Source organism: Sutterella seckii (assembly GCF_009183815.1).
GTDB lineage: Bacteria > Pseudomonadota > Gammaproteobacteria > Burkholderiales > Burkholderiaceae_F > Sutterella > Sutterella seckii.
Genome location: NZ_WEHX01000173.1, coordinates 1 through 1699 on the forward strand (window position 1 = coordinate 1; position 1699 = coordinate 1699).

The 1699-nt window shown below is 60.2% G+C and carries 1 protein-coding gene; it reads left to right on the forward strand.

The genetic code is table 11. The annotated features are described in order from the left end of the window. Positions 1 to 20: 20 nt before the first annotated feature. On the forward strand, positions 21 to 1699 hold a 1679-nt coding region (locus GBM95_RS11615; RefSeq protein WP_152159239.1), incomplete at its 3' end, for a polysaccharide biosynthesis/export family protein.

The window sequence follows — 1699 nt, forward strand, 5'->3', positions numbered from 1 at the left end:
GAAATGAGGATTTCAACAAGATGAAAACGGTTCTCAACGCGGCGGTGACGGCGGCGCTTGCCGTCCTCGTCTCGCAGAGCGCGGTTGCGGCCGATGCGGTGTCGCCGACTTCGCTCGCCGTGCAGTACTCGGCGCCGACGCTCGGCACGAGTACGAATCCCGCGCCGGCGAGCACCGGGGGACTCGCCGCAACGCCCTCGAACATGCCGTCGGGCATGCAGATGGGGCCGAACGGCACGGTGATGACCTATTCACCCGCGCAGCAGCTTCAGACGACGCAGCTGCAGCAGACGATGACGGCCCCGCCCGCCTGGGCGCAGACGGAATTCCGCACGGCCACATCGATTCGCCTGCAGCCCTTCGCGTCGAATCTCTTTGAGGGGCGCTTTGCATCTACCTTCAGCGACACGGCTTCCAACGACTACGTGCTCGCCCCGGGCGACCGCATCGTGATCCGCGTCTGGGGCGTTCGCGCCTACGACGACGTTCTGGTTGTCGACCAGCAGGGAAACATCTTCATTCCGGAAGTGGGCCCCGTTCACGTGGGCGGACTCACGAACAGCCAGCTTCTTTCGACCGTTCGCGGTGCCATATCCCGCGTCTATACGAACAACGTTCAGGTCTACGTCAATCTGCAGAGCGCACAGCCTGTTGCCGTTTACGTAACGGGCTTCGTTAACCATCCGGGCCGCTATGCGGGCGGCTCGGTTGATTCCGTTCTCTCCTTTGTTGACCGTGCAGGCGGCATTGATCCTGCCCGCGGCAGCTACCGCCACATCGAAATCATTCGCGGCGGCAAGTCCATTGCAAAGCTCGACCTTTATCTCTTTGCGCTTCAGGGGAAAGTGCCGCAGCTGCGTCTGAAGAACGGCGACGTGATTCTCGTCAATGAAAAGGGCGTGAGCGTTTCGGCCTACGGGCTCCTGCGAGAAGAAGCCCAGTACGAATTCTCGAAGCCCGCAGCGGCAAAGGGATCGGGCCTTATTGAACTCGCGTCGCCCTTGAAGAACGTATCGCACGTAAGCGTCACTGGCACGCGCAACAAGGCGCCCTTCAACAAGTACTTCACTGTTGAAGCGTTCAAGGACTTCAAGCTCGCCGACGGCGACATTGTCGAATTCGTTGCGGACAAGCCGGGTGAAACGATTATGGCGACGGTTACGGGCGCCATCACGGGTGCGTCCCGCTATCCGGTAAAGAAGACCGTGAAGCTGCGCGACCTCCTTCGCCAGGTCGAAGTGGAGCCGGAACTTGCGGCAACGGATGCCGTCTATCTGCGCCGCAAGAGCGTTGCGCGCGACCAGAAAGCGGTGATTCAGGACTCGCTCCATCGACTCGAAAAAGCGGCACTGACGGCGACGTCTGCAACGCCTGAAGAAGCGACCGTTCGCGTTGAAGAAGCAAAGCTCATCCAGGACTTTGTGAAGCGCGCGTCCCTTCTTGAACCCGACGGCGTGATCGTCGTCTCCCGTGGCGGTCAGGTTAACGACATCTGGCTTGAGGACGGCGACGAAATCGTCATTCCGCAGAAATCGAACGTCGTACAAATCACAGGTGAAGTCGTAATGCCGAAGTCGATTGCCTTTGAAGAAGGCATGTCGCTCGACGATTACTTGGCAGCGGCGGGCGGTGTGTCCGACCGCGGGGATGAAAAGCACATTCTCGTAGCGAAACAGAACGGGGAAGTGGGGCTTGCCGA